The organism is Marinobacter salinexigens, from assembly GCF_008370345.1.
Taxonomy (GTDB): Bacteria; Pseudomonadota; Gammaproteobacteria; order Pseudomonadales; family Oleiphilaceae; genus Marinobacter; species Marinobacter salinexigens.
Genome location: NZ_VTUU01000002.1, coordinates 410,266 through 425,002 on the forward strand (window position 1 = coordinate 410,266; position 14,737 = coordinate 425,002).

At 54.5% G+C, this 14,737-nt stretch carries 16 protein-coding genes and 2 tRNA genes; 16 read left to right on the top strand and 2 right to left on the bottom strand.

All coding sequences use genetic code 11. The features are described from left to right. The 9 genes from tolQ to nadA all read left to right on the top strand — a co-directional run bounded on the left by tolQ (position 1) and on the right by nadA (position 6,532). The gene (tolQ, locus tag FWJ25_RS06410) at positions 1-690 is read left to right on the top strand and encodes a protein TolQ (RefSeq protein WP_149599427.1); all 690 of its coding nucleotides are present in this window, start codon (positions 1-3) and stop codon (positions 688-690) included. A 34-nt stretch (positions 691-724) separates the two neighbouring features. After that, the gene (tolR, locus tag FWJ25_RS06415; protein WP_149599428.1) at positions 725-1,171 is read left to right on the top strand and encodes a protein TolR; all 447 of its coding nucleotides are present in this window, start codon (positions 725-727) and stop codon (positions 1,169-1,171) included. Positions 1,172-1,250: 79 nt separating this feature from the next. Continuing rightward, positions 1,251-2,201: a cell envelope integrity protein TolA gene (tolA, locus tag FWJ25_RS06420; protein WP_149599626.1), complete on the top strand. Its 951-nt coding sequence runs from the start codon at positions 1,251-1,253 to the stop codon at positions 2,199-2,201. A 36-nt stretch (positions 2,202-2,237) separates the two neighbouring features. Continuing rightward, the gene (gene tolB, locus FWJ25_RS06425) at positions 2,238-3,530 is read left to right on the top strand and encodes a Tol-Pal system beta propeller repeat protein TolB (RefSeq protein WP_438616557.1); all 1,293 of its coding nucleotides are present in this window, start codon (positions 2,238-2,240) and stop codon (positions 3,528-3,530) included. A gap of 83 nt (positions 3,531-3,613) precedes the next feature. Then, complete coding sequence (gene pal / locus FWJ25_RS06430; RefSeq protein WP_149599430.1) at positions 3,614-4,183, top strand: peptidoglycan-associated lipoprotein Pal; 570 nt, start codon at positions 3,614-3,616, stop codon at positions 4,181-4,183. A 24-nt stretch (positions 4,184-4,207) separates the two neighbouring features. Beyond that, on the top strand, positions 4,208-4,975 hold the full coding sequence (gene ybgF, locus FWJ25_RS06435; protein WP_149599431.1) for a tol-pal system protein YbgF: 768 nt from the start codon (positions 4,208-4,210) through the stop codon (positions 4,973-4,975). An 85-nt stretch (positions 4,976-5,060) separates the two neighbouring features. Further along, positions 5,061-5,136: transfer RNA gene (locus tag FWJ25_RS06440), tRNA-Lys, on the top strand. 70 nt (positions 5,137-5,206) lie between these two features. After that, a tRNA-Lys gene (locus tag FWJ25_RS06445) sits at positions 5,207-5,282 on the top strand. Between the two features lie 188 nt (positions 5,283-5,470). Then, entirely contained in the window at positions 5,471-6,532 is a 1,062-nt protein-coding gene (gene nadA, locus FWJ25_RS06450) for a quinolinate synthase NadA (protein WP_149599432.1), read from the top strand. A 1-nt stretch (position 6,533) separates the two neighbouring features. On the opposite strand, the gene FWJ25_RS06455 is transcribed toward nadA, so the two are convergent. After that, positions 6,534-8,000 carry a M48 family metalloprotease gene (locus tag FWJ25_RS06455; RefSeq protein ID WP_149599433.1) on the bottom strand — a complete coding sequence of 489 codons (1,467 nt, stop codon included), beginning with the start codon at positions 7,998-8,000 and terminating at the stop codon, positions 6,534-6,536. A 216-nt stretch (positions 8,001-8,216) separates the two neighbouring features. On the opposite strand from FWJ25_RS06455, the gene FWJ25_RS06460 reads away from it, so the two are divergent. Continuing rightward, positions 8,217-8,444, top strand: a complete 228-nt coding sequence (locus tag FWJ25_RS06460; protein WP_149599434.1) for a sulfurtransferase TusA family protein — start codon at positions 8,217-8,219, stop codon at positions 8,442-8,444. Positions 8,445-8,460: 16 nt separating this feature from the next. Beyond that, a complete protein-coding gene (locus FWJ25_RS06465) occupies positions 8,461-9,546 on the top strand; it encodes an AI-2E family transporter (protein WP_149599435.1) in 1,086 nt (361 codons plus the stop codon). Positions 9,547-9,553: 7 nt separating this feature from the next. Here the strand turns inward: FWJ25_RS06465 and FWJ25_RS06470 are convergent, their stop codons facing one another. Continuing rightward, a complete protein-coding gene (locus FWJ25_RS06470; RefSeq protein WP_149599436.1) occupies positions 9,554-10,021 on the bottom strand; it encodes a peroxiredoxin in 468 nt (155 codons plus the stop codon). A 74-nt stretch (positions 10,022-10,095) separates the two neighbouring features. On the opposite strand from FWJ25_RS06470, the gene dapA reads away from it, so the two are divergent. The 5 genes from dapA to FWJ25_RS06495 are packed head-to-tail and all read left to right on the top strand — an operon-like array spanning position 10,096 to position 14,655. After that, positions 10,096-10,974, top strand: a complete 879-nt coding sequence (gene dapA, locus FWJ25_RS06475) for a 4-hydroxy-tetrahydrodipicolinate synthase (protein ID WP_149599437.1) — start codon at positions 10,096-10,098, stop codon at positions 10,972-10,974. A 35-nt stretch (positions 10,975-11,009) separates the two neighbouring features. After that, positions 11,010-12,107 carry an NlpB/DapX family lipoprotein gene (gene bamC, locus FWJ25_RS06480; RefSeq protein ID WP_149599438.1) on the top strand — a complete coding sequence of 366 codons (1,098 nt, stop codon included), beginning with the start codon at positions 11,010-11,012 and terminating at the stop codon, positions 12,105-12,107. 44 nt (positions 12,108-12,151) lie between these two features. Continuing rightward, on the top strand, positions 12,152-12,865 hold the full coding sequence (purC, locus tag FWJ25_RS06485) for a phosphoribosylaminoimidazolesuccinocarboxamide synthase (RefSeq protein WP_149599439.1): 714 nt from the start codon (positions 12,152-12,154) through the stop codon (positions 12,863-12,865). A gap of 32 nt (positions 12,866-12,897) precedes the next feature. After that, the gene (locus FWJ25_RS06490; RefSeq protein WP_149599440.1) at positions 12,898-13,635 is read left to right on the top strand and encodes a TIGR04219 family outer membrane beta-barrel protein; all 738 of its coding nucleotides are present in this window, start codon (positions 12,898-12,900) and stop codon (positions 13,633-13,635) included. 12 nt (positions 13,636-13,647) lie between these two features. Then, positions 13,648-14,655: an NAD-dependent epimerase gene (locus FWJ25_RS06495; RefSeq protein ID WP_149599441.1), complete on the top strand. Its 1,008-nt coding sequence runs from the start codon at positions 13,648-13,650 to the stop codon at positions 14,653-14,655. Positions 14,656-14,737 lie beyond the last annotated feature (82 nt).

Below are 14,737 nucleotides of genomic sequence, written 5' to 3' on the forward strand. Positions count from 1 at the left end.
GTGGAATCAGAAGTTTCAGTCTGGTCTCTAATTGCGAATGCCGGCCCACTGGTCAAGCTGGTGATGCTGTTGCTTATGCTCGCCTCAGTTGTCTCCTGGGCCCTGATTTTTCAGCGCTTGCAGGTATTCAAGAAAGCCAGGCGGGCCCAGCTGGCATTTGAGGAGCGTTTTTGGTCTGGCATGGACCTCGGGCAACTTTATCGTGAAGTGAATGCGGATCCAACGCCGTTTTCTGGCATGGAGGCTGTGTTTCGGGCCGGTTTCAAGGAGTTCTCCCGTTTGCGCCAGCAGAGTCGTGATGCAGATGCTGTGATGGAAGGGGCACAACGTGCTATGCGCGTGGCGTTTTCACGGGAACAGGAGCGCCTGGAGACACACCTCCCATTCCTGGCAACCGTAGGTTCCACCAGCCCATACGTAGGCTTGTTCGGAACGGTGTGGGGCATCATGAATTCATTCCGCGGGCTGGCACAGGTTCAGCAGGCAACACTGGCAACGGTAGCACCGGGTATTTCAGAGGCGTTGATTGCAACGGCAATGGGTTTGTTTGCGGCGATCCCGGCGGTTATTGCCTATAACCGTTTCTCCGCCATGTCTGATGCATTGCTCAAGAACTATGAAACTTTTGCGGAAGAGTTCTCGAGCATTCTTCACCGCCGTGTTCATAGCAGTGAAAAAGGCACCGCATAATGTCTTTGTCTGTTGAAGAGCGGAGCGTAACACAATGAAAGGTATGGGAATGATGCCTCCGCATCGGCGCAAGCCGATGTCCGAGATCAATGTTGTCCCCTATATCGATGTCATGTTGGTGCTGCTGGTTATTTTTATGGTCACAGCCCCGATGATGACCCAGGGTGTAAAGGTGGATTTGCCTGAGACAACCTCCGATCCGATCCAGACAGACAAGGATGTGGAGTCCATCGTGGTCTCGGTGGATACCAATGGGGCCTATTATCTGGAAGTGGGGGATCAGGGCAGTGATCCAATGGCGCTCAGCGAGTTGCGGGCCCAGGTATCCAAAATTCTCTCACAGCGGGCGAACAGCGAAGTTCTCGTGCGCGGGGATGAGCACGTTGAATACGGTACTGTGGTTCGTTTGATGGCGGAGTTGCAAGGGGCTGGTGCCAGCAGCATAGGCCTGATTACCGACGTACCGGCGAATGACGAGTGACAGGGACACAGGCGGAGTTGTTGTGACAGGTCACGAACGGGAAGAAACCAACACAGGAGTGCCTCACTGGAAATCTCCTGTGGCGATGTCGGTCGCACTGCATCTGCTGATTGTTGTCGTGGCAGTGGCGGGGTGGTCCTGGTCCGATCCGGATCATGAGGCGCCACCTCGGAGTATTTCGGCCCGATTGATCGCTCCGGAACCCGCGCCAAGCCCGGTAGTGGACAAGGTTGATCAGCCGGATCGCGATGCTGAACGACGTGAAGAGCAGAAGCGTCAGGCTGAAGAAAAGCGTAAAGAAGAAGCTCGCAAGGCTGAGGCAGAAAAAGCCCGTGTCGAAAAGGAGCGTAAGGCCAAAGAGGAAGAGCGTCAGCGTCAGGAAGCGCTAGCCCGAAAACAGCAGGAAGAAAAGGCCAGGGCGGAAGAGGCTGCCCGCCAGAAGGCTGAGGCTGAGGCCAAAGCTCAGGCACAGCGCAAAGCGGAGGAAGAGGCTCGTCGCGTAGAAGCCGAACGGCAGAAAGCGGAAGAGGAGCGCCGAAGGCAGGAAGCGGAAGCAGAGCGTAAGCGACAGGAAGAAGAGGCCAGAAAGGCCGCTGAGCAGAAGCGTCTGGACGCCGAGCGTCGCCTGAGGGAGCAGCAGCTTGAGGCGCTGGCGGAAGAGGCACGCCGCGCTGAAGCGGCGGCAGCGCAGGAAAAAGCCCAGGCTGCGGCCGCACGTGCCCGGGAAACTCAAATGCTGAGTGAGAGCGAGAAGTATCAGGCATTGATCAGGGAGCGGCTGAGCCAGGCGTGGTATCCGCCGTCCTCGGCAACCGAAGATATGACGGCTCGTCTTCAGATAACTCTGCTACCGACGGGCGAATTGGCCGGAGTCAAGCTGGTCGGCAGCAGTGGTAACACGGCTTTCGATAATTCGGCATTGAGCGCGGTGCGTTCACTGTCCCGGTACCCGATACCCGATGAGAGGGATACGTTTGAGCGCTATTTCCGCCAGTTTACAATTGAATTCAATCCTCGCCGGCTAAGATAAGGAACGGATAACACAATGAGACAGCGAGTTCTGACTATGGGGTTCTTCAGGCTATTGGTCGCCACGGCGCTGCTGATTCTGGCTTCGGCGAGCGCTAACGCTGAGTTACTGATACGGATCACCGAAGGCGCTGATTCCGCGCTGCCAATTGCCGTTGTTCCGTTTGCGGAAAATGGTCAGATCCCACCTGGAGACAAGGTAAGCACTATCGTGCAATCGGACCTGAACATGAGCGGTGAATTCCGTACGCTGCCGCCTTCGAAGATGCTGAGCCTGCCGTCCAAGCGTGAGGAGGTGTTCTTTCGGGACTGGAAGATGCTCGGCCAGCGTTATGTTCTGGTTGGCGATCTGAGCCGCTCTGCTGACAAGGTAACAGCGCGCTATGAGTTGTTTGATGTGAACCGTGAAGAGCGGATTTTAGGTGAGCGCGCAGCCGCCCCGGCTACGAACATGCGGTCGTTGGCCCATCACATCAGTGACAAGGTCTATGAAGCGATTACTGGTGTGCAGGGAGCATTTTCGACCAAGCTGGCCTATGTCACTCTGGATTCGTTTAACGGCAAGCCCCGTTATCGGCTCCAGGTCAGCGATGTTGACGGAAAGCGGGCGAGAATCCGCCTTGAGAGTGAGGAACCGATTCTGTCACCGGCCTGGTCGCCCGATGGAAGGCAGCTTGCTTACGTTTCCTTTGAAACCGGTAAGCCGGTGATCTTCCTGCACGAGTTGTCCAGTGGCAAGCGTACAAAGATTGCCGATTTTCCAGGGCTTAATTCAGCGCCCGCCTGGTCAGACGATGGCCGCTCTCTGCTCATGACTCTGTCAAAGGATGGTAATGCTGAAATCTATCGGATGGATCTGCAAAGCCGGCAGGTGACCAAAGTCACCAACCATTGGGCGATTGATACCGAGGCCAGTTGGGACCATACCGGTAAAGGTCTGTTCTTTACCTCGGACCGTTCCGGGGGGCCGCAAATTTATCACATGGACCGTCCGGGCGCAGAACCCAGGCGTATAACCTTCGGTAGTCGCTATAACGCCCGGCCGCGGCCGGATAATGAAGGCAAGTATGTGTATTACGTTCATCAGCGCGAGGGCGCGTTCCATATCGCCCGAACGAACCTGAATACAGGTGAGGAAACCGTACTCACCCGGACACAATCCGATGAATCTCCCAGCGTCTCTCCCAACGGACGTATGCTGATTTACGCGACGAAACAGGGGAATGATAGCGTGCTCACCGTTATTTCCGCAGACGGCGGCGCGGCATATAGTCTGCCAGCCTCTGAAGGAGGGGTTCGGGAGCCCGCATGGGGACCGTTGGTAAAGTAGAGCAGCGTGCCATATGCCTTCAATCAGAGGGGCGCTGCATAAACAGATCGTCAATCAAACCAAGCAACTGAAAGGAAATGAATATGATGTTCTCGGCAAAAACCAAGGCATTTGCACTGCTGCTCACCGTTGGTCTTTTCGCAGGCTGTAGTTCCACCGGTGAAACCGTTGAAGACGGCACCTATGGTTCTGACGTTGCTGCTATCGATCAGGACGGTGGTTCAACCGTATACGGCGGTGACGACCAGGGCGGAATTTCCTCTTCCAGCCTGACTGAAGAAGAGCGTATGGCTGCTCAGCAGCAGGCCGCTCAGGAAGCACTTCGTGATATTACAACCTTCTACTTTGATTTCGATACTGCCGAGATCAAGCAGGATGCACGTGATGTGCTCGTTGCTCACGCCCAGTTCCTGGCTGCAAACCCGGGCCAGACAGTTCGCCTGGAAGGCCACGCTGATGAGCGTGGTACCAAGGAATACAACCTGGCTCTGGGTGAGCGTCGTGCCAACGCAGTTCAGCGTTTCCTGATCGTCAACGGTGCTTCCCGTGGTCAGATTGAAACCGTAAGCTATGGTGAAGAAAAGCCGGCGGTCATGGGTTCCACTGAAAGTGCCATGGCACAAAATCGCCGTGTTGAGCTCGTATTTGAGTAAATACATGACTAATCAGGTATCTCCATGAGAAAGCACCTCATGGCGACAGTGGTTTTCCCGCTTGCCCTCGGGCAGGCGGGACTGGCGCTGGCGCAATCCTCTACTCCCGCATACCAGAATAACGCCTCAGAGGCGCAGCGTAAGGCAAATAGCAGCCAGGCAACGGCTGAGCTGTTTTACATGATCCAGCAGCTTCAGGGCGATGTGAGGCGTCTTCAGGGGCAGGTTGAAGAACAGCGGCACCTGATAAAACAGCTGCAGGAGCAGGGCAGGGATCGTTATATCGATCTCGACCAACGTATTCTGGATCTCTCCGAAAAGGTCTCGGCGCAGCCGGAGGCTCCGGCTCAGGCAAACTCTGGTGAGGCAGCTACGCCGGTAGCCATCTCCAAGGAATATCGCCAGCCTGACGCGAAAGAGCGTAAGGAGTACGAACAGATTCAGGATCTGATCCGAAACCAGAAAAAGTACGATGAGGCGATTAGTCGAATATACGAGTTCCTTGATACTTATCCGGACGGTGACCTGACGGTCAACGCCTACTACTGGCTGGGAGAGGTCTATCTTGTTAAACCTCAGCTTGAACAGGCCAAGCAGGCATTCACTATCGTTGCTACGCGCTTCCCCGATCACCGTAAAGCGCCGGACGCGGTTTATAAACTGGGCATTACCCTGGACCAGTTGGGTGAAAAGGACGAGGCGCGCCGGAGAATGGAGCAGGTCGTCGGAAGCTACCCTCAAAGCAGTGCGGCCAAACTCGCCCAGAAGTTTTTGGGTGCAGAAAACGGTTAAAATATAACCGTTGAAAAAATATTGAGAAACCTCGAAAAAAGGGGTTGATCAACGGAAAAAAATCATTACTATATGCGCCTCGTTTGGGTCGTTAGCTCAGTTGGTAGAGCAGTTGGCTTTTAACCAATTGGTCGAAGGTTCGAATCCTTCACGACCCACCAAACACGAGCTGTCGGAGTTTTCTGAGTGACTTCGGTAGCGGTTAGGCAGCAGGTCCTGACCAGCAGTTGCGGGTCGTTAGCTCAGTTGGTAGAGCAGTTGGCTTTTAACCAATTGGTCGAAGGTTCGAATCCTTCACGACCCACCAAATAGCCGGGATACAGCATCCTGGCGGAAAAAAGAGCCTCCGGGCTCTTTTTTTTTGCCCATAGGTTCATCTGACGGGTGGCGAGTAGAATATGCCTGATCACCGGGTTGTTACAGAGCCATGTCAGAACCGTTAAAATGGGTATCGAGGTGATATACTCCCCGGAAACGCAACACAGAGATGTAGTAATGACACACGCTGAAGACCGCATTCTTGTTCAGGAACATCTGGCCCACGCTGCAGAACCGAAGCCCCTGAGTGCCGAGGAAAAGGCCGATTTGGAAGCCCGGATCAAGGCTGAGCTGAAAGCGAAGGATGCTGTGCTGGTTGCTCATTACTATACAGACCCGGATCTCCAGCGCCTGGCTGAGGAAACCGGTGGTTGCGTGGCGGACTCACTGGAAATGGCTCGTTTTGGCAATCAGCATCCGGCATCCACGGTTGTTGTGGCGGGCGTGCGTTTCATGGGCGAGACGGCCAAGATTCTGAATCCCGAGAAAAAGGTGCTCATGCCGACGCTGGAGGCAACCTGCTCGCTTGATGTGGGCTGTCCTGCCGACGAATTTGCCACCTTCTGTGATCAGCACCCGGATCGTACGGTCGTGGTGTATGCCAATACTTCTGCAGCGGTGAAGGCGAGGGCTGACTGGGTTGTGACATCCAGTTGCGCTCAGTCCATTGTTGAGCACCTGGATTCTCAGGGGCAGAAAATTCTTTGGGCTCCGGACAAGCACCTTGGTCACTATGTTCAGAAAACTACCGGCGCCGATGTGCTCTTGTGGGATGGCTCATGTATCGTGCATGAGGAGTTCAAGTACCGCGGTCTGGAAGATCTGAAGGCTCTGTACCCTGATGCTGCTGTACTGGTTCATCCTGAGTCGCCGGATGCGGTCGTACAGATGGCTGATGTCGTTGGGTCAACGTCTCAGTTGATTCACGCGGTTCAGACTTTGCCTAATGAGAAGTTTATTGTTGCGACCGACAACGGCATCTTCTACAAAATGCAGCAGCTGGCCCCAAACAAAACCTTGATTGAGGCGCCTACCGCCGGTAATGGTGCCACCTGTCGTAGTTGTGCTCATTGTCCCTGGATGGCAATGAATGGACTGGAGAACCTGCTTCACGTCCTTGAAACAGGTGATCAGGAAGTGTTTGTGGATGATGCCCTCAGGGAAGATGCCCTGAGGCCCCTGCGACGAATGCTGGATTTTACTGCCAACATGAACCTGCAGGCAGCGGGCAACGCCTGATTCACTGTTCGGGGCGCATACGCCGGGAAAACTCCGCCAGGCGCTCCGAGACGACCTGTCTCTCTGTGGATCCCGCAGGTAGTTTCTCCTGTGCCTGCCGCAGCTGGCGCTGGGCTGACTCGAAATCCCCCATCAGGGCGTAGTATTCCGCTCTTGCCCGGTGTACACCCACAATGTTTCGGGCCATGCCCTCCGCTTCCGCTAACCGCAGCCACAGGTGCTCCTGATCCGGTAGGCGCCGGGTCAGCTGTTTGAGGTATTCGGCGGCCGCGTCACCGTTGCCATCCTTGATTTCCACCCTGGCCAGGGTTGATGTGATGGGATAGTTGTCCGGGTTCCGTGACAGCGCTTTTCGAAGCAGCATTCTCGCTTCGCTGACTTTGTTCTGTGCCATCAACGCTTCGCCAAGGGTAACCTGCAATGTAATCCGTCCGGGATTGCGTTCGAGCAGGTCGCGGAGGATGTTTTCTGCCTCTGCGGGTTGTTGGTTCTCCAGATAGGCAACCGCCAGCCCGTAGCGTATGGCATCGTTCTGTATCGCCTTGGGGTTGTCCAGGTAGGCTTTGAATGTGTTTACCGCGATTTCCGGTGACTGTGCATAATGAACCTGCAGTCGGCTGCGGATCAGGTGGTATTCCTGCCCGTCCCGGATATCTGTGTGAGGGTACTGCTCAGCCCGGTTGCGGGTGTCGGATACCCGGCTTTGGGTCAGGGGGTGGGTGGACAGATATTCTGGTAGTCGATTTCCCTGCAGTCGGTTCTGCCGCATCATGATCTCGAACATTTCAGGCATTCCCCTGGGGTCAAGCCCGGAGGACGCGAGAATGTCGAGGCCGACGCGATCGGCTTCCTGCTCGTGGGCGCGGCTATAGGACAGCATGTTCTGCACGGCCATCGCCTGGGTGCCGGCAATCGCGGCAATGCCAAGATCCGATTGAGTGACAGCTGAAAGTACGATGCCGGCAATCATTCCTGCGAGGGTAAGTGGTGCACTGGTTTCCTGTTGTTCCAGTCGACGGGCGAAATGCCGCTGGCTGAGGTGGGCCAGTTCGTGCGCAAGCACTGAGGCGAATTGCTGCTCGGTCGTCGCATTGAGGAACAGGCCTCCGTTGACGCCTACAACCCCTCCGGGGACAGCGAATGCATTAATCGCGGGGTCATCAATCAGCGTCAGCTTCAGATTACGATTCTCAAGTGGTGCAGACGGTACCAGGCGATAAGTGATTTCACTGAGGTAGTCATAGACCAGTGGGTCGGTAATCCTGGGGGTGGACCTGCGTATGGTCATCAGAACCTGTTGGCCGATTTCGGACTCCTGCTGATCAGAAATCAGGCCGCCACCGGTTCCGCCAATCGATGGAAGCTCCTGGGCCTGGCTCGGTGTCTGTGCGAGTGTCAGTCCTACCGCCAGTGCTATGGCTCTGGTCGCGCCGCTGAGGCGGCTCTTGGGGAGTTTTGCAGGGATCATGCGAAATGCGTTGCCTTTGTCCGGATCGCAGGCGCCTGATTTAAAAAGGTGCCGACAGCATACGATAAACAGTGCGTACAGCTTACGACAAAAACTTCCGGGTTTTCGATTAAAAAGTATTGTGGTGCAATACATTATCACTCTCGGCATAATGCGTATTGCCCGGTTTTATTGGCTGTCGTTTCTGAATATCAAATTATGGTGTCTGTCCCTTCTATGGCTGATCGTACTCTCGATGCATCCGGCCTTCGTTGCCCAATGCCCCTCCTGAAAACCAAACTTGAACTCAATAGCATGTCCCCAGGCCAGGAGCTTGAGGTTATTGCGACCGATGCTGGTTCGGCGCGGGATATTCCGGCTTTCCTGAAGTTGTCGAGTCATACTCTGGTGACGGAGTCTGAACTCAATGGGGAATACCGGTTTGTGATAAAGTGCGGCGGCTAATTATTCGGAGACATTCATGATCAGGATCCTGCGCGGTCTCGCACATAAGTATTTTTCAGATGAAGAAGCGGTCATCCTCTTTCTGCTTTTGGTTGCCGGTACCGCGTTCATCATCTGGTTCGGCGCCATGCTGGCACCGGTCATTGCGTCGTTGATTGTTGCGTTCATTCTGCAGGGTCTGGTAACCAAGCTGGTTCGGATGGGGGCGCCAGAAATCGTCGCGATTCTTGGTGTTTTTACCGTCTTTATGGGTGTGATGGTCGGCTTTATCTTCGGGTTGCTGCCGCTGATCTGGGTTCAGGTTGGGAAATTGGCCGGAGAAACCCCACGAATTATTGGTGAACTTCAGTCCTATCTGGAAGTGCTTCCCCAGGAATACCCCCAGTTGATCTCCGCGGAAGCGGTCAACACCCTGTACCAGCAGGTGTCGACGGAAGTAGGACATATGACCCAATGGCTGGTCTCGTTTTCACTGTCCAGTATTCCTGATCTGGTGGCATTGCTGATTTATGTGGTTCTGGTGCCGATCCTGGTGTTCTTTTTCCTGAAGGACCGCGAAGTGATTCTCGGCGCTATAGCGCGCTTGTTGCCTCCCCAGCGTCCGATGATGCTGCAGATCTGGCACGAGGTGAACCTTCAGTGCGCCAATTATGTCCGTGGCAAGGCGCTGGAAATACTGATTGTTGGCGGTGCGACCTATATTGCGTTCAAGCTTCTCGGGATGCCTTATGCGGCATTATTGTCGCTGCTGGTAGGGTTGAGCGTGGTGATTCCCTATATCGGCGCGGCCGTAGTGACCATACCTGTGATGGTGATTGGTCTGTTTGCCTTTGGCTGGGGAAGTCACTTCATCTGGGTGATGGTGGTGTATGGCGTTATTCAGGCGCTGGATGGTAACGTTCTGGTACCTGTGCTTTTTTCCGAGGTGAATAACCTTCATCCGGTGGCGATCATCGTCGCGGTGCTGTTTTTCGGAGGTATCTGGGGGCTTTGGGGGGTCTTTTTCGCGATACCTCTCGCCACGATGCTGAAAGCGGTCTTTACCGCCTGGCCGGTTGCGTATTCGATACCTGAACCGGCCGGGGATGATGTTGCAGAATAAAGGATGATCAGAGGGCTTTGACAGCCTCAAGCACTTCATCGGCGTGGCCTTTAACCCGGACGCCGCGCCATTCGTTGCGGAGTACGCCGTTGGCGTCGATCAGGAACGTGCTGCGATCAATCCCGAGGTACTCTTTGCCGTAGAGCTTTTTGAGTTTGATAACGTCGAACAGCTTGCACAGCTCTTCATCTTTATCTGAAATCAGGTGAAACGGAAACTCGTGCTTTGTTCGGAAGTTCTCGTGGGCTTTGAGTCCGTCACGGGATACACCAAAGATTTCCGTATCCAGTTCGGCAAAGGCCTGCATGCGATCCCGGAAATCCTGTCCTTCGGTGGTACAGCCCGGGGTGTTGTCTTTCGGGTAGAAATAGATCACGACGTTTTTGCCGCGAAAATCGGCAAGTCTGACGAGCTGGTCACCGGTCGCCGGACCTTCAAAATCCGGGACGGTTTTATTCAATTCAACGGATGACATGACATCTCCTTTAATTCCCTTGTGTCAGTTCGTGCCCAACATTACCATATCGGTTTTATTCGGACGGAGCATTTATGATTACGGGTAGCCTTGTCGCACTGGTCACGCCCATGCACGCCAGCGGTGATATTCACTGGGAAGAGCTGGACAGACTGGTCGACTTTCACATCGAAAACGGCACTCACGGTATCGTGGCTGTGGGTACCACCGGCGAATCCGCAACCCTGGATCCTGAGGAACATATCCAGGCGATTGGTCATATCATAAAACGTGTGGCCGGCCGGATTCCTGTTATCGCTGGAACCGGGGGCAACAGCACCCGGGAAGCCATTGAGCTGACAGCAGAGGCGCACAAACTGGGCGCTGATGCCTGCCTGCTCGTTGTGCCTTATTACAACAAGCCGACCCAGGAAGGCCTGTATCAGCACTTCAAGGCAATTGCCGAGGCAGTGCCTGGCATGAAGCAGATGCTCTACAACGTGCCGGGCCGTACTTCCTGCGACATGCTCAACGAGACCGTTCTGCGACTGGCCGATATCGAAAACATCGTGGCCATCAAGGATGCTACCGGCAATATTCCGCGCGGCATTGAACTGATCGAAGGGCTAAACGGTCGTCTGGCCGTGTATTCCGGAGACGATGCTACCGCGGCCGAGTTGATGTTGGCCGGTGCTCAGGGCAATGTCTCTGTAACAGCCAACGTGGCTCCGAAGGCGATGTCTCAACTGTGTGAAGCCGCAGTTGCGGGTGATCGTGAAGAGGCAGCTCGCCTTAACGAGCAACTGATGCCCCTGAACCACAAGCTGTTTGTTGAAGCGAACCCGATTCCGGTGAAATGGGCCCTTCATCGTATGGGGCTGATCAGTGACGGCATTCGCCTTCCGCTGACACCGCTGAGTGAGAAGTTCCATGCAGAAGTCGAAGAAGCACTGAAAGCCTCAGGTGTACTCTGAGTTTGCTGAAATTATCTCTGACCCGGAGTAACCAGATGCCGGTTCTTTCAGGAACCCGTTATACCTCTTTTTCAAAACCTCTGGCTTTCGCTGCCGGGATGCTGGCTCTGACCAGCCTTTCCGGCTGCAGCCTGCTTGACGATCGTTCTGAAGAATACGTCAACGCACGGGATGGTCGGACTCTCGACCTCCCGGAAACCGCGGACCAGTCACGGTTCGGCCAGGCCATGCCCATCAGGGATATCAGCTCGGCCGATGCCAGCAAAATGTACCCCTCGGATATCCCACGTCCCCCGGACATGACATCCGAGATTCTCGATGAGAACTACGTCATTGAGGAGCTTGATGGGCGTGCATGGTTACTGGTCAACGATGTTCCGGGGCGCCTCTGGCCTGCAGTTACGGCATACATGTCTGACCGGGGGTTGGGTGTCAGCCAGGATAATCCGCAGATCGGTCTGCTGCAGAGCGAACTTCTCAACTTCAGTAAGCGCGCGCGGGAACTGGCTGAGTTGCCGGATAACCCCGGTGCGGCAGAGCCGCGTGTCGTACTTCAGGTGCGCATGGCGCCCGGCGTCAGGCGCAAGACCTCTGAAATCCAGGTGCGTAAGCTGGTCGTCTCCGATCAGGCAGACGAGCTGATCCCCTGGAACAGCACGACTGCACCGACATCCGATGAACTGGAGCTGCAAAAGCATGTGCTGGCGGATCTGGGTGAGTTTCTGAAAAACCGCGAAGAAAGCAAATCCTTCTCACGGGCTGCTTCCGGTATGGTCAGCTCCCCGCTGGTAAGGCTTGAAGCCGACGGTGATGAACCGACGTCGATATCGATGTCACTGGATTTTGGCCGTTCGTGGGCCGAAGTAAATCGTGCGCTTTCAGAAGCGGGCATTCCTGTGGTTGATCTTAACCGCAGCGCAGGCTGGTTATACGTCGACTTCCGAACCGCTGATGAGCGCGAATCCGGTTGGTTTGGCTGGTTCAGTGACAAGGAAAAGCCCCATCATACACATACCCTTACTCTCGCAGAGCGCGAAGATGCGATCGAAATCACCGCTCAGAGGGAAGACAGTTACGATGGCGAACAAAGTGCGCCAGACTTGCTGACACAACTTTTTGATTATCTATACTGATTCAGTGCCGGGCCGCTTTTGCGGTCCCACTTCGGAGACCCCTAATGGAAAAGCGTGAAGAGCTCTACGCCGGCAAGGCAAAATCCGTATTCAAGACTGACGATCCCGAGCGGTTTGTGCTTGTGTTTCGTGACGATACCTCTGCATTCGACGGCGAAAAGAAAGAGCAGCTTAATCGCAAGGGCATGGTGAACAACAAGTTCAATGCGTTCATCATGCAAAAGCTTGAAGAAGCTGGTGTACCGACACATTTCGAAGGGTTGCTGTCTTCTACAGAATCCCTGGTGAAAAAACTCGATATGATTCCGGTTGAATGTGTCGTGCGGAACATTTCTGCAGGCAGCCTGTGCCGTCGTTTGGGTGTTGAAGAAGGGCAGGAGCTCAATCCGCCGACATATGAGCTGTTCCTCAAGAACGATGCGCTCCACGATCCGATGGTCAACGAATCCCTTTCCATCAGCTTCGGTTGGGCGACATCTGAAGAGCTCTCCCGGATGAAAGAACTGACGTACAAGGTTAATGATGTGCTGAAAGCCCTGTTTGATCAGGCTGGCATGCTGCTCGTGGATTACAAGCTCGAGTTCGGGCGCAGCGGCGGCGAAATTGTACTGGGCGACGAATTCAGTCCTGATGGATGTCGTATCTGGGACAAGGAAACCCGCAAAAAAATGGACAAGGATCGTTTCCGGCAAGGTCTGGGTAGTGTTATCGAAACCTACGAGGAAGTTGGGAGCCGGCTTGGCATCGAGTTCGACTGATCCTGAAACACAACAAACTCAATGGGTGCGTTATGCGTAGATTGATGGTTGCACTGGGTGGGGCGCTGGTTCTGGCAGCCCCGGTAGCTCAGGCAGACGTGGTTGGACTTGGTGCGAGTGTAAACTACTGGAACTCTGACCTGACCGGCAATGTTCGGGACGGCGGAGATTTTGTTGATGTCGATAACGAGCTCAATCTTGACGAAGATTCCAGCGCAAACGCGGCTTTGTACGTTGAACACCCGATTCCCATCCTGCCAAACGTTCGTCTTGCCTACACGCAGGTAGAGCAAAGTGGGCAGGGTGTTCTGACCGCTGATTTTGGTGGTGTGAATTTTTCCGGAATCAATGCGAGGTCGGATCTCGATCTGGATCAGTTTGATGTCACGCTGTACTACGAGATTCTGGACAACTGGGTGAACCTTGACCTGGGTGTAACCGCGAGAGACCTTTCCGCTGAATTGGTGGTCCAGGATACTGTCGGTGCCGGTTTGAAAAACACGACAACCATTGATGGCGTTATTCCCATGGGCTACCTGGCGGCTCGCTTTGATCTGCCGTTCACAGGCGTATCCGTGGGTGGTGAAGGCAACTTTATAAAGTTTGATGGCGACTCGCTCAGAGACTTTAACGTCTACGGTCAGTATGAAATTTCGCTGTTGCAGCTTCGCGCAGGGTATCGCCAGATGGCTGTTGACTATGAGGACGGAGACGATCAACTGGATGTGGAAATGGACGGCCCGTTTGTAAGTGCCGGTCTATCATTTTAAGGAGAAAATGCGTTGAAGATTCTCGTTACGGGAACTGCGGGATTTATTGGCTCCCATCTTGCCCATCGCCTGCTGGATCGCGGCGATGAGGTTATCGGCGTTGACAATGTCAACGACTACTACGATGTGAACCTCAAGGAAGCTCGCCTGGAGCGGCTTACCTGTAAGTCCGGCTTTACCGAAGTCCGTCAGGATGTGTCGGACCGGTCCGCCATGGAGAAACTCTTTGCCGAGTACAAGCCGGAGAGAGTAGTGCATCTGGCAGCGCAGGCGGGCGTCCGGTATTCCATCGAGAACCCTCACGCTTATGTAGACGCCAACCTGGTTGGCTTCATGAACATTCTTGAGGGGTGTCGGCATCATGATGTGAAGCATCTGGTGTACGCCTCCAGCAGCTCAGTCTACGGTGCGAACGAGACCATGCCGTTTTCTGTGCATGATAATGTTGATCACCCCCTCAGCCTTTATGCGGCTTCCAAGAAAGCCAACGAGTTGATGGCCCATACCTACAGCCATCTCTATAACCTGCCCACTACCGGGCTTCGGTTTTTCACTGTGTATGGCCCCTGGGGGCGCCCGGACATGGCGCTGTTTATCTTCACCCGGAAGATCCTCGCAGGCGAGCCTATCGACGTGTTTAACCACGGTCATCACAAAAGAGATTTCACATACATTGATGACATCGTCGAGGGTGTTATACGTACACTGGACCACGTTGCTGAGCCAAATGACAGCTGGACTGGGGCGCAGCCAGACCCGGGTACGAGCAAGGCTCCCTATCGGATTTACAACATAGGCAGCAACAACCCGGTGGAGTTGTCCCGATTCATTGAGATCATCGAAGAACGGATTGGTAAAAAGGCAGACAAGAATCTGTTGCCCCTGCAACCGGGTGATGTGCCGGCTACCTATGCCAATGTTGATGACCTGATCAATGATGTAGACTATAAGCCCTCGACGACCGTCGAAGACGGCATTGCCAATTTTGTGGACTGGTATCGCAGTTTCTACAAGATCTGAGCCCTCTACCCGAGTGTAGAAGAAAGGCGCACCCAGTTACTGGAGTGCGCTTTTTTTGTGCCTTCGTAAATTCGATGTAAAC